The organism is Kribbella qitaiheensis (assembly GCF_042657745.1).
GTDB classification, from domain to species: Bacteria; Actinomycetota; Actinomycetes; order Propionibacteriales; family Kribbellaceae; genus Kribbella; species Kribbella qitaiheensis.
In genome coordinates, this window is the sequence record NZ_JBHSKE010000042.1 from 25,749 (window position 1) to 48,547 (window position 22,799).

Genomic DNA, 22,799 nt, shown 5'->3' on the forward strand with positions numbered 1-22,799 from the left:
TTCCATAAAGCTTCCCTAGCTGCCAGGAACGGACCCTCATGACCTCAGTGCTGAGCGACCTCGATCCCCGCACCCTCGACCAGACCGCCACGGCCCTCTGCCTGGCCGCAGCCACCGCCGTCCGGCCGAACCAACTCGAGCTGCCCACGCCATGCTCGGAGTGGAATCTTGGCGAGCTGATCGCTCACCTCGTCGCGGAGAACCGCGGCTTCGCGGCGAACGCGACGGGCGTGATCGATCGCGTCGCGTGGAAGCCCGGACCACCCGACGAGATCACGCTGGCGAAGTTCCCGGCCTCGGTCGAGAAGGTCACCACTGCCTTCGCGGAGTACGACGTACTGGAGCGGCAGGTGGAGGTTCGGGAGTTCGGGGTGTTCCCCGGCCGGGTCGCCGTGGCGATGCACTTCGTCGACTATCTGGTGCACGCGTGGGACGTCGCGCGAGCGATCGGACGGCCCGACCCCATTCCCGACGAGCTGGCCGAAGCCGCCCTGCGGTTGAGTCCGCTGTTCCCGGTCGAGCGACCCGCGGGCGGCGCGTTCGCGGCCGCAGTACCGGTGGATGCGGACGCTCCGGCGAGCGAGCGGCTGCTCGGGCTGGTCGGGCGCGACCCGAAGTGGAGCGCGCGATGATCCTCGAGGTGGTGCGGGCGAGCTTGAAGGTGTTGCCGCCGACGATCGCGGGACGGGTCGCGTTCGAGCTGTGGCGACGGCCGTTCAAGCGCGGCCAGGTGCGCGAGAGCGAACGCGAGGTCCACGAGGCAGCCACGGTCGAGGTGGTAGATGAAGTCGTCACCTACGCGTGGGGCGACGGCGCCCGGCCGGTCTTGCTCGTGCACGGCTGGCGCTCCCGCGCATCCCGGTTCCACAAGTTCGTGACGCGCCTGGTCGAGCTCGGCTACAGCCCGGTCTCGTACGACGCACCCGGGCACGGCGACTCCCCCGGCCCAGCGGGCACGATCCTCGATCACCAGCGGATCATCCGGGGTCTGCAGGACCGGCACGGACGGTTCGAGGGCGCGATCGCACACTCCCTCGGCGTGCCTTTCGTCCTGTACGCGATCCGCGAGGGTGTCTATGTCGAGCGCGTGGTCACGATCAGCGGCCTCGCCGACTTCGGCTATCTCGCCGACGCCTTCTGCCGGGAGCTCGGACTCGGAGCCAAGGCGAACGCGTCGCTGCGGCGCTCGATCGAGCGCCGGCTGTTCGACGGGGACGACGGGATCTGGACCAGGTACTCCGTGGCCGCCGGCGACGTCGATCTGCTGGCGATCCACAACGACGAGGACGACGTCGTGGATCCCACCCAGGCGCCGGTGCTGCTGGCGAAGTACGGGCCGCGGGCGCACTTCCTGCAGACCAACGGCCTCGGTCATCGCCGGATCATGACCGATCCGGAGGTGATCACCGAGGCCGTGGCCTTCGTTCAGGACTCACTCAGCGTGGACTCAGATGTCGCGGAACGTCTCGATCTGGGCGCCTAGCGAGTTCAGCCGGGTGGCCAGTTCCTCGTAGCCGCGGTTGATCACGTAGACCGACCGCAGTACCGAGGTGCCCTTGGCCGCCATCATCGCGATCAGCGTGACCACCGCGGGGCGCAGCGCCGGCGGGCACATGATCTCGGCGCCGGACCAGTGCGTCGGGCCCTCGACCATCACCCGGTGCGGGTCGAGCAGCTTGACCCGGCCGCCGAGCTTGTTCAGGTCGGTCAGGTAGATCGCGCGGTTCTCGTAGACCCAGTCGTGGATCATCGTCTGCCCGGTCGCGGACGCCGCGATCACCGCGAAGAACGGCAGGTTGTCGATGTTCAGGCCGGGGAACGGCATCGGGTGGATCTTGTCGATCGGCGCGTGCAGATTGGACGGCCGGGTGGTCAGGTCGACCAGCCGGGTCCGCCCGTTCTCGGCCAGGTACTCCTCGGAGCGGCTGTAGTCCAGGCCCATCTCCTCGAGCAGCGCGAGCTCGATCTCGAGGAACTCCACCGGCGCACGCCGGATGGTGATCTCGGAGCCGGTCACGATCGCGGCGGTGAGCAGGCTCATCGCCTCGATCGGGTCCTCCGACGGCGCGTAGTCGACGTCCACGTCGATCTCCGGCTTGCCGTGCACGGTCAGCGTGGTGCTGCCGACGCCGTCGATCTTCACGCCGAGCAGATCGAGGTAGAAGCAGAGGTCCTGGACCATGTAGTTCGAGCTCGCGTTGCGGATCACGGTGACGCCGTCGTGCCGGGCCGCGGCCATGATCGTGTTCTCGGTCACGGTGTCGCCGCGCTCGGTCAGCACGATCGGCTTGCCCGGCGTGACGGCCCGGTTCACCAGCGCGTGGTACTCGCCGCCGGTCGCCTTGATGTCCAGGCCGAACGGGCGCAGCGCCGACATGTGCGGCTCGACCGTTCGGGTGCCGAGGTCGCAGCCACCGGCGTACGGGAGCTGGAAGGTGTCCTCGCGGTGCAGCAGCGGTCCGAGGAACATGATGATGCTGCGGGTACGACGGGCCGCCTCGGCGTCCATCGCGGCCAGATTCAGGTGCTCCGGCGGCACGATCTCCAGGTCGCCGGCGTCGTTCAGCCAAGTGGTTCGGACGCCGATGGAGTTCAGCACCTCGAGCAGCCGGTTGACCTCTTCGATCCGGGCGACCTTGCGCAGCGTGGTCCGCCCCTTGTTCAGCAGCGAGGCGCACAGCAGCGCGACCCCGGCGTTCTTGCTGGACTTCACATCGATCGATCCGGACAGCCGGCGTCCGCCTACGACACGGAGGTGGACCGGGCCGCCACCGAGAGAGACAATCTCGGAGTCGAGTGCTTCGCCGATCCGGGCGAGCATCTCGAGAGTGAGGTTCTGATGACCCTTTTCGATCCGGTTCACCGCGCTCTGGCTGGTGCCGAGCACATCAGCGAGCTGGGTCTGTGTCCAGCCACGGTGCTTACGGGCGTCCCGGATGAGATTGCCGATCCGGCTCAGGTAGTCGTCAGTCATGCGCCGCACGTTATCTCACATGTGAGATATCGCTTCATCGACCCGCCGGTCACAGCGTAGCCAATGTCACGCCGCACCGACCGGGCACCCCCGGTCACACCGCGGCCCCCTACAGTAGACGCCACCCCGCCCCGCCCGGAGAGGACCAGCAGATGCCCGACGACGTCGGCACCTCGTCAGGTGTGACCGAGTTCGAGGCGGAGTCCTGGCCGCTGGAGGCCGCGGCCGACGGTCTGGCCGCGGTCATCGACGGCTTCCACAACGGCGACACCCGGCCGCTGGTGATCGGCGACGGCGACCAGCCCGTCCTTGTGGTGCTGGCGATCGCCGACCTGGCCGACTTCCGCGCCCGGATCGCCGAGCTGCTCGGCAACCCGGTCGACGCCGGCTGGCTGCGGTACTACCTGCGCTCCAACTTCGACATGAGCTCCGAGACGCTGGTCGAGCAACTGGGCGTCGACACGGACCACGGGCTGTCCTCGCTGGCGAGTCAGGTCAACGTCGAGCAGGCCGCAGTACTGCTGCCCGATCATCTGCGCCGGACCGAGGCGGGCGGCAACCCACTGATGCTGATCGGCGACGGGATGCTCGCCAGCGCGGCGCTGATCGCGTTCCCGGCCTTCTCCGTGCTGCTGGCGATGGAGAACGAGGGCAAGACCGACGACGACTCCTGCGTGGCCGACGATGAGGAGAAGCCGACCACCCCGCTGGAGGTGCTGGCCGAGCGGCTCGGGCCGATCTCCACCCAGCTCGTCGCGCAGATCAACGCCGGCCGCGAGCCCGGCCTGCCGCGGTTCGACCTGCACTTCGAGGACGACCTGGTCGAGCACCTGCGCGATCTCGAGAAGCGCGCCCAGGCTGCTCCTGGCAGCGGCGCCTACCACGAGCTGAGCGATCTGCTCCACTCGTTCGACCAGATGCGCAGCGGTGAGCTCGAGGAAGAGGACGAGGAGGCCCACGAGGCGCCGTACATCGAGATGTCCGATCTGGCGGCCGCGCTGCCGCTGGTGCGGGAGGCGTTCCGCGACGGCGCCGACGACCCGTACCTGATCGGCGTCGACGGGAACCCGTTCGCCGGGCTGATCTCCTACGACCTGTACGAGATGCTGCAGCAGGTCTCGGTGGACCTGGACGGCACCGACGAAGCGCCGGTGCTGCCGCTCCCCCATCCGTTGTGGGAGAGCGGCCCGCAGGTGCGGACCTTCGAGGCGGCGGTCGAGGTCTGCGGCACGGTGCTCGAGGACATCTCCAGAGGCGACGGGTCGATGCTGTTCGTAGCCGACGACCAGGGCGATGCCGAGATGGTGCTTGCGCCGCTCGTGTGGCTGTGGGCGTATGTCGACTTCCTCGACCTGGAGCCGACCGAAGTCTGAGCTCGACCCGCCCGGCCCTTATTCGGGCTTGACCGGAAAGAGCGGCTGCCACTCCTGCAGCGACGCGATCTCGTAGACGTCTGCCGGCGTATAGGGGTCGTTGGCAAGGATTTCGCGAAGCTCGGCCTCGTCGGCGACGTCGTAGATCAGCAGCGCGCCGCTCTGGTCGGCGAAAGGCCCTGCGGTGAGGAGCTTCCCGGCCTCCCGCAACGTGGTCAGGTACTCCCGGTGGGCCGGGCGGATCTGCATCCGCCGGTCGGTGTCGGTGAAGGTCAGCTGGAGTGCGAAGAGAGCCATGCCGTCGACCTTATAAGGGAGGCTCGCGGCTCGCGAGGAGAAGTTTGGTGCGGGAAGGGAGTCACGAGCCGCCACAGCGGCTGGTTCAGGTCAGACCCGAAAGTCGACGAGTGATCGCCCTTCCCGCTCGGATATCTTGACCACTCAATCAGCTGGATGCAAGAGGTTGGTTAAGGAGATTTGCTGCAGCCAGTTGAGTAAGGTAACGCTTCGTGATCGAGCCACCCGCCGCGTCGATGAGAGCGCTGACACAGCCGTACAGTCCGTCACGAGCCTCATCTGTCAAGGCCCGATGTCCCGAGTACGACGACAGCAGATCGAGGTACTCCGCGGTCGTGTAGCGCCGTTCCCACTCATAACGACGGAACTCCACCGGCCCGAAACGCCCGCTCGAGTCGAACTCCGCCGAGTCAGCCGGTATGGCGTCCGCGGGGAGCAGGCCCTCGCCGGGAGGGTCCGGGTTGAAGCGCTGGTAGCAGTCCTCGAAGGCGACGAACAACTGGTGACTGCCACCGGCGATGTGCTCGGTCGAGATCACCGCGAGCATCCCGCCCGGGCGCAGCGCTTCGGCCGCCTTCTGCACTCGGATGTCCGGGTCGATCCAATGGAACGCCGTCGCGGACAGCACCAGGTCGAACCTCTCCGCCGGCAACGGCCAGCTCTCGAAGTCGGCCGTGATCACTTCCAGGTCCGGGAGCTTGGCCCGCGCGACCCGGGCGAGGTCCGGGCTCAGCTCGACCGCCTTCACCGACCAGCCGCGCTTGAGCATCGGCGCGGTCGCCTGGCCGGTGCCCGGCCCGATCTCCAGCACCCTCGGCCGGGTCGGATTCCCGAGCAGCCGGTCGAGGTCGTCGTACAACTTGTGAGGGTAGACCGGCCGGACCCGGTCGTACAGTTCCGCGTCCTCGCCGAACGTCTTGCGCAACTCCTGCCGGCTCATGGGGTGGACGCTAGTGCATGACGGCCCGCAGCTCGATGAATTTGGATGCCGAACGAAGACGGGACCTCGGACACCAACGCGGGACCTCGGACACGAAACAGCCTGTCCCAACTCCCCTCGAGGTGTCCCAGGTCCCCGCAACCGCACCGCCCACCGGATCCTCGCGCCCCTAGGAGGTGTCCTCGGTCCCCGCGAGGTGTCCCAAGTCCCCACAACTGCACGCCATCAGGGCTCGGCCGGCGATCGGCCTGCCCGATGACGGGTTGTTCGGCCGCTGTCGCCAAACAAGCCGCCAGTGGTCGAACAACCATCCAGCGGACCCCCGAAACGAGCCACACGCCGCCGACCAACCCGCCCACCCGGCCAACAACCCGCCAGTGGACGAACAACCCGGCAGTGGCCGAACAACCCGCCAGCGCCAGCCTCCGAATCGGCACAACCACCGCCCGCGCAGGCGAAACCGCCACCCACCGGGGCGAAAGCCCACTCCGGAGGCGGCTGGCGTACCGACCGACAGGTAGTAGTCGCCGCACCCACAACCCCGGCAGGCACCCCACGCCTGGAACCTCCGCGACCCCCCCCAGCACTACCTGTCGCTCGGTACACCCCACCCCCGAAAACACCACCCCAACCCGGCTCAGACCTCCCCGCGGGATCCGCGTAGCTGCGTCCTTCCCTGGTCGGGATGGGGTGGGTCAAGAGTCGGAACTTGTTCCGATCCCGAAGGGACGCCGAAGGCGCTCTTGACGCACACCAGCACGACTAGCACCATCACGCAGCGGAGCCCGCGGAACCACCCGCACCCATACCCGGACGAACGCCCCCTACCGGCGTACCGCCCCGGCCCGATCGATCGGGCCGGGGCGGTGCCCGTCGAGGACTAGAGCAGGGTGGCCCGGCCGGCTTCCAGGCGCGCCACCGGGATTCGGAACGGCGAGCAGGAGACGTAGTCCAGGCCCACCTCGTGGAAGAAGTGGATGCTGTCCGGGTCGCCGCCGTGTTCGCCGCAGATGCCGAGCTTGAGGTCGGGCTTGGCCGCGCGACCACGCTCGACACCGGTCCGGACCAGCGCGCCGACCCCTTCCCGGTCGATCGACTCGAACGGCGAGACCGCGAAGATGCCCTTCTCCAGGTAGCTGGAGAAGAACGCGCCCTCGACGTCGTCCCGGCTGAAGCCCCAGGTGGTCTGGGTCAGGTCGTTGGTGCCGAAGGAGAAGAAGTCGGCCGCCTCGGCGATCTGGTCCGCGATCACCGCGGCGCGCGGCAGCTCGATCATCGTCCCGATCGGCGTCTTCCACTCCACCCCGCCGGTGCCGTCGGCCTCCGTCGACCGGTCGACCTCGGCGAGGACGGCGTCCACCTCGTCGCGGGCCAGCTGGAGTTCCTGGACGGCGCCGACCAGCGGGATCATGATCTCGGGACGCGGATCCTTGCCCTGCTTGCGCAACTCGGCCGCCGCCGAGGCGATCGCCCGGACCTGCATCGCGAACAACCCCGGTACGACCAGCCCGAGCCGCACCCCGCGCAGACCGAGCATCGGGTTCTGCTCGTGCAGCCGCTCGACTGCGGCCAGCAAGGCCTTGTTGCGGCCCGGGTCCTCGCCCCGCTCCTCGGCGATCGCGACCTTGACCGCGAGCTCCTCCATCGACGGCAGGAACTCGTGCAGCGGCGGGTCGATCAGCCGGATCGTCACCGGCAGCCCGCCCATCGCCGTCAGCAGCTCTAGGAAGTCCCCACGCTGCAAGGGTTCCAGCTCGGCCAGCGCGGCCTCGCGCTCCGCCGCGTCGTCGGCGAGGATCAACCGCTCGACCGCTTCGCGTCGCTCCCCCAGGAACATGTGCTCGGTGCGGCACAGACCGATGCCCTCGGCACCGAACCGACGGGCTCTGCTCGCGTCGTCGGCAGTGTCCGCGTTCGTCCGTACGCCGAGCCGCCGGATCTCGTCGGCGTGGGTGATCAGCCGGTGCACCGCGGCCACCAGTTCGTCACCGGCATCGGGAGCCAGCGAGCCTTCGAAGTACTGCACCACTGGGGAGGGGACCACCGGGACCTCGCCGAGGAACACCTCGCCAGTGGTTCCGTCGATGGAGATCACGTCACCCGCGGCGATCGTCGTACCGTGGACGGTGATCTTGCCGGCGGCGACCTCGACGTCGAGCTCCTCGGCCCCGCAGACGCAGGTCTTTCCCATGCCTCGGGCAACTACCGCCGCGTGCGAGGTCTTGCCGCCGCGGCTGGTCAGGATGCCCTGGGCGGCGATCATGCCGTGCAGGTCGTCCGGGTTCGTCTCGCGCCGGACCAGGATCACCTTCTCGCCCCGGTCGGCGGCCTCGACCGCTGCTGCGGAGGTGAAGACGACCTTGCCGGAGGCGGCGCCCGGGGAGGCCCCGATCGCCTTGGTGACCAGGTCTTTGTCCGCGTCGCTGTCGAACCGCGGGAACATCAACTGGGCGAGCTGGGCGCCATTGACCCGGCGCAGCGCCTCGTCGGTGTCGATCATGCCCTCGTCGATCAGGCTGGTCGCGATCCGGAAGGCGGCGCCCGCGGTCCGCTTGCCGACGCGGGTCTGCAGCATCCAGAGCTTGCCGCGCTCGACGGTGAACTCGATGTCGCACAGGTCGCGGTAGTGGCCTTCCAGCTTGGCCATGATCGCCATCAGGTCGTCGTACGACTTCTTGTCCAGCTGCTCCATCTCGGCCAGCGGGACCGTGTTGCGGATGCCGGCGACGACGTCCTCGCCCTGCGCGTTCTGCAGGTAGTCGCCGTACACGCCGGGTTGGCCGCTGGACGGGTCACGGGTGAAGGCGACGCCGGTGCCGGAGTCCATGCCGAGGTTGCCGAACACCATCGAGCAGATGTTCACCGCCGTGCCGAGATCGGTGGCGATCCGCTCCTGGCGGCGGTAGAGGATGGCGCGCTGGGAGTTCCAGGAACCGAAGACCGCCTCGATCGCCAGGTCCATCTGCTCGCGCGGGTCCTGCGGGAACTCGCGGCCGGTGTGCTCCTGGACGGCGGCCTTGAAGGTCCCCACCAACGCCTTGAGGTCGTCGGCGTCGAGGTCCAGGTCGTTCTTCGTGCCCTTGGCCCTCTTGGCCGCCTCGATCGCGTCCTCGAAGACGTCGCCGTCCATGTCGAGCACGGTCTTGCCGAACATCTGGATCAGCCGGCGGTACGCGTCCCAGGCGAACCGCGGGTTGCCGGAGTGGTGCGCGAGGCCGTTCACGGAGTCGTCGTTCAGGCCGACGTTGAGCACCGTCTCCATCATGCCGGGCATCGACACGGCCGCACCGGAGCGGACGGACACGAGCAGCGGGTCGTCCGCCTGGCCCAGTTTCTTGCCCATCTTCTGCTGCAGCGAGTCGACGTGGTGGTCGATCTCGTCGGCCAGTTCGGGCGGCACCGAGCCGGTCGCCAGGAACACCTTGCAGGCCTCGGCGGAGATGGTGAATCCAGGTGGCACGGGCAGACCGAGATTGGTCATCTCGGCGAGATTTGCCCCTTTGCCGCCCAGCAACTCCTTCATGTCTTTGTTGCCTTCGGCGAAGTCGTAGACGAGTTTCGGCACGGTGACTCCCTGAGGATATGGGCGGCGAGTGGTCGCTCTGTCCGGTCGCGGCGTGGTGACCGCTGGCCCGACGACTCCAGTGGCGAGGGCGTCTTTTCAGAGTAAGCCCAAAAACTAGTCCAGTTGAACACTGGTCTCACGATGAGATGGTGACGCTGCCCACATGTCGATGGCCGGAAAACCCTTACCCCGTTGACAACCATGGACAACGGCAGGTTTTTCCGAGGAAACGCAAAGGCAGGGAGTAACCCACCTTCGAGATGGGTACTCCCTGCCGGATGAGCGCCTGTCAGCGCCCGAGACGGGCCGTTGTCAGAGCCTGCGACGGGTTCTCAGGTAGTCGCCTACGACGGCTGCGCCGAGGCCGTCTGCGTCGGGGGCGAGCACCCGTCCGCCACTGCGGCGGGCGAGCAGATCGACGAACGCGTTCAGCCGCGGATCGTCTCCGAGCCGGAACACCGTCAGCGATGCCCCGAGCTTGGCGAGCCGGTCCACCTCGGCGACGGTCTTGCGCAGTGTCGCCGGCCGCGGCGGGTAGTCGAACTCGGCCGTGCCGTCCGGTTCGAGGTGAGCCGTGGGCTCCCCGTCGGTGACCATCAGGACCACTGGCTGGGCGTCCGGGTGACGCCGCAGATGCCGGCCCGCGAGCAGCAACGCGTGGTGCGCGTTGGTGCCCTGCTCCCAGGTGCCTTCCATGCCGATCAGCTGCGGCAGTTCCACCACCTCGGCGTACCGGCCGAAGGTGATGAGCTGGAGGGCGTCGTTGCGGTAGCGGGTGGAGATCAGCTGATGCAGGGCGAGCGCGGTCCGCTTCATCGGCAGCCAGCGTCCCTCCTGGACCATCGACCAGGAGGTGTCCACCAGCAGCGCCACGGCGGCCCGGGCCCGGTGCTCCGTCTCGGCGATCTCCACGTCGGACACGTCGAGCTTCACCGAGCCACCTCGCCCGGCGCTTGCAGTACGCAGTACTGCGTTGCGAACCGTGCGCGACACGTCCCACGGCTGGGTGTCGCCGAACTGCCAGGCCCGGCTGGACCCGCTCAGCTCGCCGGCCGCTCCGGCCGATGCTGCGTCGCGTTCACCGGACTGGCCGCGAGCCGTCCGGAGAACGTCAGAGAGCGCTGTCTGGCCGAGCTGGCGCAACGCCTTCGGGGACAACTGCAGCGTGCCGTCGGGCGCTCGCTCCAGCAGACCCTGGTCGCGCAGCTGCCGTTCGAGCTCAGACAACCGCTTCGCGTCGACCGTCGCCTCGTCGCCCAGCTGACGGGTGAGCGCGTCCAGGTCGATGTCCTCGAGCCTGGCACCCGGATACGACTGGGCCAACTGCTCGGCCAGCGCATCCAGCTCCGCCAGATCGGACATCGCCCGAGCACCCTCGGCGAGACCGAGTGGGTCGTCACCACTCATCCGCTCGGACCCAGACCAGTCCTCCCCCGGCCTGAGCGCCTGGAGTTGAGCATCCAGGTTGGCCAGCTGCTGCGACAGCTGCGGGTTGCCGAACGCCTGCTGCGAGAGCTGGGCCAGCTCAGCTCGCTGCTCTGCCGTCATCGAGTTGAGCATCCGCTGCGCGGCCGCGGCTCGTGCGGCCAGTACGTCGATCAGCTCGTCGACGTTGCGCGGGTTCTCCGGGAAGAACTCGCCGTGCTTGGCCATGAACTCGTCGAACAGCTGGTCGATCTGCGGATGACCCTGCGCGTGGGCGGACAGCAGCGCGTTGAGGTCCGACAACATCTCGTTGATCCGCTCGATGTCCTCCGGTGTCGTGTTCTGCAGGGCCTCCTTCATGCCCTCGAACCGCGACCCGAGCAGCTCCCGGCCGAGCGTCTCGCGGATCGCCTCGTACTTCTGCCGAGCCTCCTCCGACTGCCAGTCGTAGTTGGCCAGCTCCCGTACCGCGGCCGCCGTACCGGCAGGAAGCGCGTCGAGCTGCGCCTCCCGGAACCGGGCATCGTCGGACGGGTTCGGGAACAGCTCACGCCGCTCGGCCTCGAGTGCCTCATCGAGCAGCCGCTGTACGTCGCGCAGCGTGCCGTCGAGGTTGTGGCGTCGCTGGATCTCACGACGCCGCTCCCACAACCTGCGAGTCAGGTCGTCGAGACCCTGGGTGTTGCGGGTGCCGCGCCGGAGCAACTCCTCCAGCGCGGACCTGGGCGACGACCCGGCCATCACGTCCCGGCCGAGCTCGTCGAGCGCGTCCCGCAGATCCACCGGAGGCGCCAGCGGATCCGGCCCTTCGTGCCACGGGCCGTAGAACCAGCCTTCGGGTATTGCGGCGGTCATGTCAGATCCCGTAGATCGTGGTGTCGTCGTCGGCGTCCTTGGCCAATCGCTTGGACAGGTAGAGCGCCTCCAAGGCGAGCTCGACCGCCGCGGCGATCCTGCCTGGCGAGTCGTCCGGCTCGACGCCTGCCCGGGCTGCCACGTCGTGGAGGACGGGGAGCTCGGGTAGGGCCGAGAGCACGTCGCGGCCGGGGATCCGCTCGCCCGTGGTGACAAGGTGGCCGTTGGCAACGGCATCCGCGAGCGGGGTCAGGTCGAGCCCGGCGAACCGCTCGCGCGCGGTGTCGGCGACGGACCTGCGCAGGAGGTACTCGAGCAGCTCGGTCTCGCGCCCCTCCTCCCCCGGCTCGAACTCGAGCTTGCCCCGCAGTACGGCGGGAACCGCGTCGAGGTCGACCGGGCGGGCGACGGCCGGCTCCTCGCCGGTGATCGCGCTGCGGCGGAGCGCGGCGGCCGCGACCGTCTCGGCGGCGGCGACCGCGAACCGGGCCGAGACACCCGAGCGCTGGTCGATCGCGTTCGACTCGCGCAGGTGCCGGACGAACCGGGCCAGCACCTCGAGCAGCGGTTCGCCGACCTCGGCGGTGAGGTGGCTCTCCTGCCGGACGACGTCCACCTCGGCGTCGATGTCCAGCGGGTAGTGGGTCCGCACCTCGGCGCCGAAGCGGTCCTTCAGCGGGGTGATGATGCGGCCGCGGTTGGTGTAGTCCTCCGGGTTGGCCGTTGCCACCAGCAACACGTCGAGCGGCAGCCGGAGCGTGTACCCGCGGACCTGGATGTCGCGCTCCTCCATCACGTTGAGCAGGGCGACCTGGATCCGCTCGGCAAGATCCGGCAGCTCGTTGATCGCGACGATGCCGCGGTGCGCCCGCGGTACCAGGCCGAAGTGGATCGTCTCCGGGTCACCCAGGCTGCGCCCCTCGGCCACCTTCACCGGGTCGACGTCACCGATCAGGTCCCCGACGGAGGTGTCGGGCGTCGCGAGCTTCTCGGCGTACCGGAGGCTGCGGTGCAGCCAGGCTACCGGCAGATCGTCACCGAGCTCGGCCGCTCGGCGCTTCGACGCCGGCGTGATCGGCTCCAGCGGATGCTCGGGCAGCTCGGCGCCCTCGATCACCGGCGTCCACTCGTCGAGCAGGCCGACCAACGTGCGCAGCAGGCGGGTCTTGCCCTGACCGCGCTCACCGAGCAGTACTACGTCATGCCCCGCGAGCAGGGCGCGTTCCATCTGGGGGATAACAGTGCGGGAGAACCCGACGATGCCGGGCCAGGGATCACGGCCGGCGCGCAACTCGGTCAACAGGTTGTCGCGGATCTCGGCCTTGATCGTGCGGGGAAGGAATCCGGCGGCGCGAAGCTCACCAGCCTTACGAGGAAGCTCAACAGGTGCACTAGTCACCCTGCAGACGTTAGCTCGCCCACCCCAACCCCCACACGCAATATCTCACCCCCTGTCGGCTCCGCCGACCCCTGCCGCACAACTAGCCGAACGCCGCTCACTAGCCGGTTGTTCGACCGCTCACCACTTGTAAGGCGCCAGCGGCCGGGCACCCCGCCACCGGCCGCCGGCGACCTCAGCTGCACCTGTCTTCCCAGGGCCCCCAGGCGCCAGGGCCAGGCCACTGCAGACGTTTTGCATAATCATTCAGGAGAGTGCATACTCTTCCTATGTCCAAGGTCCTTACTTCCCTTCCCATCGGTGAGCGGGTCGGTATCGCTTTCTCAGGCGGTCTCGACACTTCGGTGGCGGTCGCGTGGATGCGCGACAAGGGCGCCGTCCCGTGCACCTACACGGCTGACATCGGCCAGTACGACGAGCCCGACATCGACTCGGTGCCCGGGCGCGCGGCGGCGTACGGCGCCGAGATCGCGCGGCTGGTCGACTGCCGCGCGGCGCTGGTCGAGGAAGGGCTGGCGGCGCTTGCCTGCGGCGCGTTCCACATCCGCTCGGGCGGTCGCGCCTACTTCAACACCACCCCGCTCGGGCGTGCGGTCACCGGCACCCTGCTGGTCAGGGCGATGCTCGACGACAACGTCCAGATCTGGGGCGACGGGTCGACGTTCAAGGGCAACGACATCGAGCGGTTCTACCGGTACGGCCTGCTCGCGAACCCGCAGCTGCGGATCTACAAGCCGTGGCTCGACGCGGACTTCGTGACCGAGCTCGGCGGCCGGAAGGAGATGTCCGAGTGGCTGCTCGCTCACGAGCTGCCGTACCGGGACAGCACCGAGAAGGCCTACTCGACCGACGCCAACATCTGGGGCGCCACGCACGAGGCCAAGACTCTGGAGCACCTCGATACCGGCATCGAGACCGTCGAGCCGATCATGGGCGTCAAGTTCTGGGACCCGAACGTCGAGATCCTCACCGAGGACGTCACGATCGGATTCGAGCAGGGCCGGCCGGTGACGATCAACGGCAAGGAGTTCGCCAGCGCGGTCGACCTGGTGATGGAGGCGAACGCGGTCGGCGGCCGGCACGGCATGGGTATGTCGGACCAGATCGAGAACCGGGTGATCGAGGCCAAGAGCCGGGGAATCTACGAGGCCCCCGGGATGGCGCTGCTGCACGCGGCTTACGAGCGGCTGGTCAACGCGGTCCACAACGAGGACACCGTCGCGAGCTACCACAACGAGGGCCGGCGGCTCGGCCGGCTGATGTACGAGGGTCGCTGGCTCGACCCGCAGGCCCTGATGGTGCGGGAGTCCCTGCAGCGCTGGGTCGGTACCGCGATCACCGGCGACGTGACGCTGCGGCTGCGGCGGGGTGAGGACTACTCGATCCTCGACACCTCCGGCCCGGCCTTCAGCTACCACCCGGACAAGTTGTCGATGGAGCGGACCGAGGATTCGGCGTTCGGCCCGGTGGATCGGATCGGCCAGCTGACGATGCGGAACCTCGACATCGCCGACTCGCGCGCCAAGCTCGAGCAGTACGCCGGTCTGGGCATGATCGGCACCAACCACCCGGCGATCATCGGCGCGGCCCAGGCCGCCTCGACCGGCCTGATCGGCGCGATGCCGCAGGGCGGCGCCGAGGCGATCGCCTCCCGCGGCGACGTCTCCGACGACGACCAGATGCTCGACCGGGCCGCGATGGAGTTCGGCACCGACTGAGCCCCACCACGCAGCACCTCCGCACCAACGGCCCCAGGCGACCCCCTCCACCGCCTGGGGCCGTGTCTTGTCTCTCTGCGGATCTAAGGGGTTCAGCGCCTTATCTGCGGGGGTGCGCCCGATGTGGCCGAGGTACCTGGGAGCCGAGCGTGAGAACAGGCGGCAATTCCGCCGTCTCAGCTCACCAGGAGACACCATGAACCACACGTACTCAGCCCTCGCCCTGTCCGCACTCGCGCTGGGCACCGTCGTACTCACGACCACCGAGGCATCAGCAGTGCTCAGGGATCCAACCGGCGCGTTCGCTCCCTACACCGGGGACATCGACGACTGGCCGGGCAAAGGCAGCGGATACCCCGAGTCCGAGCCCACCAGCTGCGCCTATCCGGGCCATCCGGCGTGCAACTCGCACCCGATGCCGCAGCTCGAGCCTGTCGCGGCAACGACCCCGCCAGCCAAGTCAGACGTCACCTGGTCCGCAAGCGCCCAGATGGGGACCTCAGCTCTCGGAGGCGCTGCTCTCGCCTTCGGCGGCATGTGGCTCTACCGCCGCCGCCGCACCCTGGCCGACTAGCCGGCTCGGCGCGAAAAGGGGGTGCAGACCGGTGATGGCTATCCAGTTGATGATCCTCGCCGCAGTGGCTGCCGGCGTGGGCCTGCTGATCATGGTCCGTTGGTTCAGCCGACTCGAAGAGGACCAGTACCTCGAGTGCGCGAACTGGCGCCGGGTGAACGCAGAGGTGGTTTCCGTACTCCGGGCCGGAGACCGCGTCTTCCTACGAGTCCGCTTCACCGTAGGGACCTCGCTCATCCAGAACGACGTCCGGTACGACGTACCGGGACCGCTGCCACTCACCGGACAGCGAGTCCCGATCAAGTACGACCCGGCGGCCCCTGCTCGACTGGTGGTCGCCCGACCCCCAGCCGCTCGGCCAACGCCGCTACTTCCACCAGGCTAGGAGTCCCGGTCTTCCGCCAATGGAGATTGCACGCTTCACGGGGTCAGGTGGTGCGCGGGGTGACGCGGCCGCTGGTGAAGAGGTAGGTGTCGGTGAAGGTGACCGGGGTCCAGGGCTGGTTCGGTGCGCTGCGGGTGACGAAGTGGTTGCCGTCGGCCGGGGCGGTCGGCAGGAGTTCGTATTCCTGGATCGGTTCCTCGGCGAAGGCAAGGCGGTCGCCCGTCGCCTGGTAGGTCATTACCAGCTGGTCGTCGCGGCGGAGGACCTCCAGCCGAGCGCTGGCCCGTTCGTACACGCCGATGTGTTCGTCACCCGCCCGGACGTTCTCGAGGGGTTTGGGCGGAAGCGGCGCCGCAGCGCCGACGTAGTAGGTGAAGACCTCGGAGGCGATGGCGTCGAAGAGGGCCGGGGCGTATGCCGAATTCGTCAGCAGGCACACCGCCAGCCGGGCATCGGGGTCGATCCGGAGGAAGGCGAGCTGCGAGATCGTGGTGCCGTCGTGGCCGAAGAGCTTCCGGCCGGACCAGTCGTACAGCCGCCAGGCGAGGCCGATCGCCTCCACCCCGTTCGCGCCGCCCGGAAAGGACACCTGCGGATCGCGCATCCCGGCGTACAGGCCGTCGGGGTCGTCGAGATGCAGTTGCGCGAAACGGAGGAGGTCGCCGGCGCTCTGGGTGATGAGTCCGGCCGGGCCGATGGAGCGCGGCAGGTTCCAGGTCTGGACCGGGGAGCCGTCCGCCAGGTGCCCGAGGGCGGATCGGTGCAGGATCGCCTCCTCCGGCAAAGTGACGGTCGCCGGCAACCCGAGGGGCTCGATCAGGCGCGCCCGCAGGGATTCGTCCCAGGACCGACCGTCGAGCACCTCGATGATCCGGCCGAGGACGACGAAACCGGCGTTGCAGTAGGAGTACGCCGTCCCCGGCGCGAACAACTGATCCACCTCGGCGAGCAGCGCGACGTACCGCTCGAGGCAGTCGTCGCCGCGGCCGGTGTCGGTGAAGAGGTCGCCGTCGATGCCGCTCTGATGGGTGAGCAACTGCCGGACGGTGATCCGTGCGTCGATCGGTGCCTCAGGCAACAGTTTCACCACGGCGTCGTCGGGATCGAGCCGGCCCTCGGCAGCCAGTTGGACAATCATCGTGGCGGTCCACGCCTTCGTGATCGAGCCGACCTGGAAGACCGAGTCGGCCGTCACCTCGACGCCGGTCCCCCGGTTCAGGACGCCGTAGGGCGTGATGGTCTGCTCACCGTCAGCCCAGATCCCGAGTACTGCGCCGGGCACTCCGGCGTCGGCGGCGAGTGATTCCAGGCGCGAGGTCCAATCAGGCATGACGCCTAAGTTACTTGGCCTTCTCCAGCTCATTGAGCAGACCCCGGATCGCAGTCCAGGCGGCCGATTCGTCCAGGCCGAGCCCCTGCAGGATTGTGGTCGCGACGCCCGCCTGGTCGCGGTAGAACGCGAGCAGCAGGTGCTCGGTGCCGACGTAGTTGTGGCCCAGCGCAAGCGCCTCGCCCGCGGCACCCTGCAGGACGTGCGAGGCGCGCCGGGTGAACAGCAACTCTTCCTCGTTCACGGGTCCCTTGCCAGCGGGCACCGCGGCGTTCACCGCTTCGGACACCGCCTCCTCGGTGACGCCGTGGGCAACGAGCACCTTGGTGGCGATGGCCTCGGGCTCGGTGTAGAAGGCGAGCAGCAGGTGCTCGGTACCGACGTACGAGTGGCTGAGGCCGCGCGCGACATCGGTGGCCGCCTCGACGACCGCGCGGGTGCGCGGGGTGTAGTGCTCGAAGGCGGGCCGGCTCGTCCACGACTCGGCGAAGCGTTTGTGCGCGGCCTGCTTGCTGACGCCGAGCACGGTGCTGATCTCGACCCACGACTTGCCGGCGCCGCGGGCCCGGTCGACGAAGTAGCCGAGCGCGGCGTCGCTGGTGCTGGTCAGTTCGCTGATCGTGCTCGCGGCGGTGCCGAGCTGGTCGAGGACGTCGTCAGTGCCGGCGTCCGCACGGATGGTGTCGATGAGTTGTTGCAGATCGGGTCCGGGAGTCATGCGTCAACCCTAGGTTGACGCAATCTGGCCGTCAACCCTGGGTTGACGATTTCAGCACTCGTGCCGGACGGATCCGTGAGGGACCAGCCGGTGGGCGGACCGCCACCACTCACCAACCAGCTCACGCCATCCCCCAGCACGCTCGGCAGGCGGACGCAGTACACGTGCAGCGGGGTTGGTGAGTGGTGGCGGTCCGGTTAGGGTTCCGGGGTGCAGGAATTGCCCGACATCATCGCGCCCGGACTGCGGGTGCTGTTCTGCGGGATCAACCCCGGCCTGGTGTCGGCCGAGACCGGGCACCACTTCGCCCGGCCCGGCAACCGCTTCTGGCCGGCACTCCACCAGTCGGGCTTCACACCGAGGCAGTTCCGGCCCGACGAGCAGAAGGAACTTCTCGAGCTCGGCCTCGGGATCACCAATATCGTCGACCGGCCGTCAGCCCGGGCCGACGAGCTGAGCCGGGCGGATCTCGCCGCGGGTGGCGAGAACCTGGTGAAGAAGGTCCTCGCCTATGAACCCGAGTGGCTCGCGGTCGTCGGCGTCACGGCGTACAGGGACGCGTTCGGCGACAAGAAGGCGGCGATGGGGCGGCAGGATCGCCTGATCGGTACGACCAAGGTCTGGATCCTGCCGAACCCCAGCGGCTTGAACGCCCACTACACACTCCCGAAACTCGCCGCCGCCTTCGCGGATCTGAAAGCTGCCAGCTCCCCGCTCTAGAAATGCATCGCGCTGCAGGAAGTACCTCTCGGCGAGCTCGCGGTACGACGCGGTGTCGAACGAAGCGTCCTAATCTGCCCGCCTGACTCCTCGGTTGGGCAGGATGTGGGGATGCATGCGACCGATCTGCTGAGCGCTCTCGATCGACTCCCGTACGGCGAACGCGCCCGGCTGATCGCGCAGGAGGCGAGGCGGCTGCGCAGTACTCCGGGCCTGGCGGAGCTGATCGCCGAACTCGACAGCGGCGAGCCGTACGAGCGCGGACTCGGTCTGCAACTCGCGCAGATCGCGGGCGAAACCGACCACGTGGCCCGGCTGCTCGCGGACCCCGATCCGCTCATCCAGGCACGCGCCCTCGCGGCGGCCGGTCGCGGCGTCGCGGTCTCCGACGACGCTCTGCGTGCTCTGTACGACGATGCGCCGGCCGCCCTTCGTACCAGGCTCCTATCGGTGATCCGCCGGACGGGTCGGCAAGACCTGGCGGCCCGTTTGATCGACGACCAGCGCGACCGGTGGGGCGACCAGGCGGCGAGTGCGCTCCTCAGCAGCACCGACCGGTCCACCGTCGAGCGGCTCCTTCCGGAACTCGCCTACTGCCTCACCGCCGGTATGTGGGAGCGATTGGCCCGAAGGCACCCGGAATCGGTGCTCGACTACGCGACCCGGACTCTGCCCAGCGACGAAGGGGCTCGGGAGGAATGGTGGGGCGGGGTCGGCTTCGGGGTGGTCGGCGCCTTCGATCACGACGCGGCGCGAGTATTCGCGTTGCTGAAGGTTGCGCTCTCACCGGATCAACTGCCATCCGCGGTGATCGGGATCCTTGGCCGGCTGGTTGATCTCGAACCGAGTGGTGTGCTGGCGATCCTGACGACGCCGGAGCGGGCGTCCGCAGTACGGGAGGCGCTGACGCCGGCTGTCCGCCGGCGGCTGCACCGGTTCTCCGGCGACGAACTCGCTGCACTGGGCCGACTGCTTTGGCCGGCCGTAGGCGGAGTGCTGTCGGAACTGCCGCCGGCTCGACGGGGTGTCGTCTTCGAGAAGGTGACGAGCTCGATCGAGCTCGGCCAGACCACGCTTCCTGGTTCTGTCCTTCGCGTTCTCCCGCTGGCCGTGCGGCAGGAGCAGGCCCGCCGGATGCTCACCATGCCGGAGATCCGCGAAGACTATCGGCGGAGCTGGGAGGTCACCAGCCATCTGCCGTTCGAGGAGGCGTTCGCCTTGCTCGAGCCGGAGGTCCGCCGGCCGGACGCCGACGACCGCTCTGCTGTGTACCGGGCCGTCATCAACTCCGCCGGGCTCTCCCTGGAGCCGGGCTCGATCGAGCAGGCGCTGACCTGGGCCACCCGGATCCGCAACGAACGGGACCAGGTCCGCAACACCGTCCTGCTAGCCGCGGCCGGACTCCCGCCATCCCTGCTGTCCGATCAGCACGTCGCCGCGCTGCAGACCCTCCTGACCGACGCGCTCGAGGCTCGCGACACGTCCTGGAGCTCCCGTTCCGCGCTGAACCAGCTTGCCGAGCTCGCCGTCCGACAAGGTGCCCTAGGCAACCATCAAGGGTTGCTCCGGTGGGGACTCGATGCACACGCCAGGCTGACCGAGAGCCGCGGCACCGTCAGTCTCTACGGTCTGATCGACGGCCTGCCCCGCGGCCGCGAGGTCGCGATCTACGAAACCTTGCGCCCGTACGTCGAAAGCGCGGCGAAGCGGCGGGAGTTCGACCTCGCCTTCGCCATCGCCGGCGCGTTCGGCCGCCGCGGCTGGACCATCAACCATCTCTACGAGGTCCTCGAACAGGCCGTCTGGTCGAACCAGGAGTACACCGTCGAGCGAGCCGCCCAACTCTGGCTCGAACCGACCACCACCCGCTCCGAGCGCACCGGCCGGATCATCGGCCGCGATGTCGGCATGGCCCGCTGGCATCCCGTCTGGGATGCCGTCACCGAATACCGCACCGACCTCCTCGATCCTGTGCTCGCCAAGCCCGACCGGATCCGTCGGTTCAGCCGCAACCACCCCGCCTGGCAGATCTCCGACCGCGCGTTGCGCCGCTGGCTCCCCCGCCAGCACCGCCGGTACGCCGAACTGGTGGCCGCCGCCGCGAACGATTCCCGCATGCCCGAGTGGGCCCGTGCGGCGGCGGTGTCGACGCTCGGGCGCATCCCCGGCGTCGGACGAGCCGCAGTCGAGCCATTCCTCACCAGCGACGCGGTGCTTCTCCAGGAGGCTGCACTGGCCGCGCTGGCGTGGACGGATCGGCCCGAACAAGTACTGCCTGTCTTGCTGCGCCACGGTGGTGACGACCGCGCCCGAGTCGCGCTCTACGCAGCCACCCGGGCCGCACGGTTCGTCAGGCCGAGCTTGCTGGCCGAGACGTTCCGGCCCGTGCTGGTTGGTGAGGGCGTCAAGGTGACCTCGCGCAAAGAGGCCGCGCGGCTCCTCGGCGAACTCCGCGCGCCCGGGGCGAGCGAAGTACTGACTGAAGCCTGGGCTGACGCGCATCGGGATGTGAAGGCGGCGATCACCAGTGCGGCGTCGCAGTACCTGCTGCATGAGCCGGCGAGTTGGGCGCTGTTGCAGGAGGCCGTGCACGATTCGCCTGCTACTGCGACGGTTCTGGCCCAGCGATCGCCGTCCATGATGGCCTCGAAGTACCGCTCGCACTACGCGGACCTGCTGATCGCCGTGACGAACAGGTCCGAGCCGGAGGTCGTCCGCCTCGCGTTGCTGTCGATGCGGTTTTGGGCGCGCTTCAACCCCGCCGCCGTGCCGGTGTGCGCCGCCTTCATCACGGACCTCAACGTGCGGAACAGGAACTGGATCGACGCGACCAACGCACTCGTCGCCATCTTTGCTACCGACCCGCAGCTCGCCCAGGAAGAGCTGCTCTCGGTGGTCCGACTGCTGGTCCGGCTGGAGACCAATCCGAACGTCCCCAACGCCACGGCGGACCGGGATCACCCTGCCCGGCAGCGGCTGAAGACGTTGGGAGACAGCCTGGTTGCGGCCTTCAGCACGAAGTCGACCGAAGCCCGGCAGGTGTTGCGCCTGGTCGCCGATGAGGTCACTGCGCCCGAGTATGTTCGCTCTCAGCTGCAGCTGCTGGTCAACTCGCTCCAGTGGGACGTGCTGTACGACGAACTGGCGGCGCTGGCGAGCCTGGTCGTGGATCGGCCGATGGCGATGATCGATGTTGGGGCACTCGTCAGCACGAGGTTGAACAACTCGCACGCCTACTGGACGCCCGACGACCTGGTAGATGCCGCTGCCAGGCTTGCTGCAAGCGCTAGGACCGTCGATGGCCTACTGGCGCTGTCGCTGACGGCGGCGGCCGGTCGGCGCTCGAACTGGCCCCGCCGCTGGCGAATGCAGTTGACCGAACTCCGCAACCATCCCGCTCCCGACGTCCGCCACCTGGCGTTGGATCTGGTGACGGCGTCCGAAAGCTAGCCCTTCTCCTCACCCTGCGACGCGGCCTCCCCCTCTGACTCGGCGGCGCGGCGGGCTGCGGCCTTGCGTCGTTTGCCTTCGTGCATGGCGACGACGCGGGCGATCGGGATCGTGTGGCCCTCCTCGATCAGCTCGGCGGGCAGCGTCTGAGGCGTCGGCAATTGCTCGGCCCACGGGTCGCCATCGCCTAGCAGAGCGGGAGCCGTGTGGAGGGTGAAGTCCTTGGGTGTCACCTGATCGATGTCGTCCCAGCCGACGGGGAACGACACCGTTGCACCTGGCCGGATGCGCGGACTGTACGCCGCGACCACCGTCGCCCCTCCGGAGCGGGTCGAGTCGACGAACACCTTGCCGTGCCGCTCTTCCTTGACGTACGCGGTGGTCGCCAGTGCCGGGTCGATCCGCTCCGCCCGGGCCGCGATCGCTCGGGTCGCGGCTGCCGCGTCCTCGATCGAGGCCTGGTCGTCGATCGGGACGTAGACGTGGACGCCCTTGGCGCCGCTGGTCTTCACCGCCCCGCTCAACCCGATGTCCGCGAGCGCCTGCCGCACCAGATGCGCCGCCTGTACTGCGAGCTGGAAGGTCTCCCCTTCCGGCGGGTCGAGGTCGAGCACCAACTGCGTGACGCGATCCCAGCGGGAGGCACGGACCAGCGTCGGGTGGTACTCCACCGCACGCTGGTTCGCGAACCAGAGCAGCGTCTTGCGATCGTCGCAGACGGCGTACGAGACCTCGCGCTTGGACGCCTCGGCCCACATCGGCACCGTCCGCACCCACTCCGGCGTGTACTTCGGAACGTTCTTCTGCATGAACGGCTGCTGCCCCGGGCGCACCCGGATCACCGACAACGGGCGCTCCCGCAACTCGCGCAGGATCCGCTCGTGCACGGCATCGAGGTAGTCCACCAGATCCCGCTTGGTCGCCCCCGCCCCATCGAACAGCGGCTGATCCAGATTGGTCAGCGGCACCCCATCACGCGTCTCATCCGGCTTACTCGCCATGACAGGAGACTACGGGCAATCAGAGCTCACCCGCCTGTGGATGACTCGCGGGTCGGCCGCGTCTTCGTTTGTAGA

At 68.6% G+C, this 22,799-nt stretch carries 17 protein-coding genes; 8 read left to right on the forward strand and 9 right to left on the reverse strand.

Annotation, left to right across the window (positions count from 1 at the left end; genetic code table 11):
* Positions 1 to 38: 38 nt before the first annotated feature.
* Both ACFPJ1_RS26340 and ACFPJ1_RS26345 read left to right on the forward strand, forming a co-directional pair.
* Positions 39 to 632, forward strand: a complete 594-nt coding sequence (locus ACFPJ1_RS26340; RefSeq protein ID WP_380107884.1) for a TIGR03086 family metal-binding protein — start codon at positions 39 to 41, stop codon at positions 630 to 632.
* Positions 629 to 1,483: an alpha/beta fold hydrolase gene (locus ACFPJ1_RS26345; protein ID WP_380107885.1), complete on the forward strand. Its 855-nt coding sequence runs from the start codon at positions 629 to 631 to the stop codon at positions 1,481 to 1,483. The genes ACFPJ1_RS26340 and ACFPJ1_RS26345 overlap by 4 nt, the downstream gene beginning before the upstream one ends.
* On the opposite strand, the gene ACFPJ1_RS26350 is transcribed toward ACFPJ1_RS26345, so the two are convergent.
* Positions 1,448 to 2,974: a helix-turn-helix domain-containing protein gene (locus ACFPJ1_RS26350; RefSeq protein ID WP_380107886.1), complete on the reverse strand. Its 1,527-nt coding sequence runs from the start codon at positions 2,972 to 2,974 to the stop codon at positions 1,448 to 1,450. The two genes, ACFPJ1_RS26345 and ACFPJ1_RS26350, sit on opposite strands and share 36 nt — an antisense overlap.
* Positions 2,975 to 3,126: 152 nt before the next feature.
* Between ACFPJ1_RS26350 and ACFPJ1_RS26355 the strand changes: the two genes are divergently transcribed.
* Positions 3,127 to 4,347 carry a hypothetical protein gene (locus ACFPJ1_RS26355; RefSeq protein ID WP_380107888.1) on the forward strand — a complete coding sequence of 407 codons (1,221 nt, stop codon included), beginning with the start codon at positions 3,127 to 3,129 and terminating at the stop codon, positions 4,345 to 4,347.
* A gap of 18 nt (positions 4,348 to 4,365) precedes the next feature.
* Here the strand turns inward: ACFPJ1_RS26355 and ACFPJ1_RS26360 are convergent, their stop codons facing one another.
* The 5 genes from ACFPJ1_RS26360 to ACFPJ1_RS26380 all read right to left on the reverse strand — a co-directional run bounded on the left by ACFPJ1_RS26360 (position 4,366) and on the right by ACFPJ1_RS26380 (position 12,828).
* Complete coding sequence (locus ACFPJ1_RS26360; RefSeq protein ID WP_380107889.1) at positions 4,366 to 4,644, reverse strand: YciI family protein; 279 nt, start codon at positions 4,642 to 4,644, stop codon at positions 4,366 to 4,368.
* 148 nt (positions 4,645 to 4,792) lie between these two features.
* The gene (locus ACFPJ1_RS26365) at positions 4,793 to 5,584 is read right to left on the reverse strand and encodes a class I SAM-dependent methyltransferase (RefSeq protein ID WP_380107891.1); all 792 of its coding nucleotides are present in this window, start codon (positions 5,582 to 5,584) and stop codon (positions 4,793 to 4,795) included.
* A gap of 880 nt (positions 5,585 to 6,464) precedes the next feature.
* Positions 6,465 to 9,149, reverse strand: a complete 2,685-nt coding sequence (gene ppdK, locus ACFPJ1_RS26370; RefSeq protein WP_380107892.1) for a pyruvate, phosphate dikinase — start codon at positions 9,147 to 9,149, stop codon at positions 6,465 to 6,467.
* A 312-nt stretch (positions 9,150 to 9,461) separates the two neighbouring features.
* Positions 9,462 to 11,429 carry a hypothetical protein gene (locus ACFPJ1_RS26375; protein WP_380107893.1) on the reverse strand — a complete coding sequence of 656 codons (1,968 nt, stop codon included), beginning with the start codon at positions 11,427 to 11,429 and terminating at the stop codon, positions 9,462 to 9,464.
* A gap of 1 nt (position 11,430) precedes the next feature.
* The gene (locus tag ACFPJ1_RS26380) at positions 11,431 to 12,828 is read right to left on the reverse strand and encodes an ATP-binding protein (RefSeq protein ID WP_380107896.1); all 1,398 of its coding nucleotides are present in this window, start codon (positions 12,826 to 12,828) and stop codon (positions 11,431 to 11,433) included.
* 269 nt (positions 12,829 to 13,097) lie between these two features.
* On the opposite strand from ACFPJ1_RS26380, the gene argG reads away from it, so the two are divergent.
* From argG to ACFPJ1_RS26395, 3 genes are all read left to right on the forward strand, one after another.
* Positions 13,098 to 14,546: an argininosuccinate synthase gene (argG, locus tag ACFPJ1_RS26385; protein WP_380107897.1), complete on the forward strand. Its 1,449-nt coding sequence runs from the start codon at positions 13,098 to 13,100 to the stop codon at positions 14,544 to 14,546.
* A 196-nt stretch (positions 14,547 to 14,742) separates the two neighbouring features.
* Positions 14,743 to 15,120 (forward strand): hypothetical protein, encoded by a 378-nt coding sequence (locus ACFPJ1_RS26390; protein WP_380107899.1) that lies wholly within the window; start codon positions 14,743 to 14,745, stop codon positions 15,118 to 15,120.
* A gap of 34 nt (positions 15,121 to 15,154) precedes the next feature.
* Positions 15,155 to 15,505 (forward strand): DUF3592 domain-containing protein, encoded by a 351-nt coding sequence (locus tag ACFPJ1_RS26395; protein ID WP_380107900.1) that lies wholly within the window; start codon positions 15,155 to 15,157, stop codon positions 15,503 to 15,505.
* Between the two features lie 43 nt (positions 15,506 to 15,548).
* Here the strand turns inward: ACFPJ1_RS26395 and ACFPJ1_RS26400 are convergent, their stop codons facing one another.
* Together ACFPJ1_RS26400 and ACFPJ1_RS26405 are read right to left on the reverse strand one after the other, a co-directional pair.
* Positions 15,549 to 16,835 carry a serine hydrolase domain-containing protein gene (locus ACFPJ1_RS26400; protein WP_380107902.1) on the reverse strand — a complete coding sequence of 429 codons (1,287 nt, stop codon included), beginning with the start codon at positions 16,833 to 16,835 and terminating at the stop codon, positions 15,549 to 15,551.
* 10 nt (positions 16,836 to 16,845) lie between these two features.
* Positions 16,846 to 17,553, reverse strand: a complete 708-nt coding sequence (locus ACFPJ1_RS26405) for a Clp protease N-terminal domain-containing protein (protein ID WP_380107904.1) — start codon at positions 17,551 to 17,553, stop codon at positions 16,846 to 16,848.
* A gap of 210 nt (positions 17,554 to 17,763) precedes the next feature.
* Here ACFPJ1_RS26405 and mug point away from each other — a divergent pair, with 210 nt between their 5' ends.
* Together mug and ACFPJ1_RS26415 are read left to right on the forward strand one after the other, a co-directional pair.
* Entirely contained in the window at positions 17,764 to 18,273 is a 510-nt protein-coding gene (gene mug / locus ACFPJ1_RS26410; protein WP_380107906.1) for a G/U mismatch-specific DNA glycosylase, read from the forward strand.
* 111 nt (positions 18,274 to 18,384) lie between these two features.
* Positions 18,385 to 21,723: a hypothetical protein gene (locus ACFPJ1_RS26415; protein ID WP_380107908.1), complete on the forward strand. Its 3,339-nt coding sequence runs from the start codon at positions 18,385 to 18,387 to the stop codon at positions 21,721 to 21,723.
* Here ACFPJ1_RS26415 and ligD read toward each other — a convergent pair.
* Positions 21,720 to 22,724, reverse strand: coding sequence for a non-homologous end-joining DNA ligase (ligD, locus tag ACFPJ1_RS26420; protein ID WP_380107909.1), 1,005 nt, complete (start codon positions 22,722 to 22,724; stop codon positions 21,720 to 21,722). The two genes, ACFPJ1_RS26415 and ligD, sit on opposite strands and share 4 nt — an antisense overlap.
* Positions 22,725 to 22,799: the final 75 nt, after the last annotated feature.